The following is a 512-nucleotide window of genomic DNA, read 5'->3' on the forward strand; positions in this document are numbered from 1 at the left end:
GCCCCACCAGGTCGTCGATGCGGTCGCCGCCACCCGCCCACAGCAGGTGTCCGCCCTCGTCGAGCGGGGTGGGCAGCTCGATCGTGGAGATGCCCTCATCGTCGAGCAGGAGGATCGTGCCGTCTCCCCCGCTGGTGACCGCGATCGTTCCGGTCCTGGGATCGATCGCGAGGGAGCGGCGCTGCGCGGGGCGACCATCGACGCCGTCCCACGGCAGCTGTCCTGCGCGGGGCGGGTGCGTCATCGCCGGGATCGGAGTGATCCGCGAGACGCGCGCCTGTGCACGATCGATCACCACCACGACATCGCCGTCGGGGTGGATCACGCATACCCCCGCGATGCCCGTGGCGAGTGCGAACCGGAAGGCGAGTCCCGGTGGCAACGGCACGGAACGGGTCGCTCCCGACGCGAGGTCGATCTCGACGAAGGTGTTGGTCCACTCCGGCCACGCTCCGGGGGAGGCCGGTCCGCCGCGGACGATGCCCGTGGCTCTTCCCGTGTCACCGGCGAGG

The 512-nt window shown here is 71.7% G+C and carries 1 pseudogene; it reads right to left on the bottom strand.

Annotated elements, in window-relative coordinates:
• A pseudogene (locus KZA10_RS17485) lies at positions 1-512 on the bottom strand (hypothetical protein); the annotation flags it as partial.

Source organism: Microbacterium sp. BF1 (assembly GCF_019279095.1).
GTDB classification, from domain to species: domain Bacteria; phylum Actinomycetota; class Actinomycetes; order Actinomycetales; family Microbacteriaceae; genus Microbacterium; species Microbacterium maritypicum.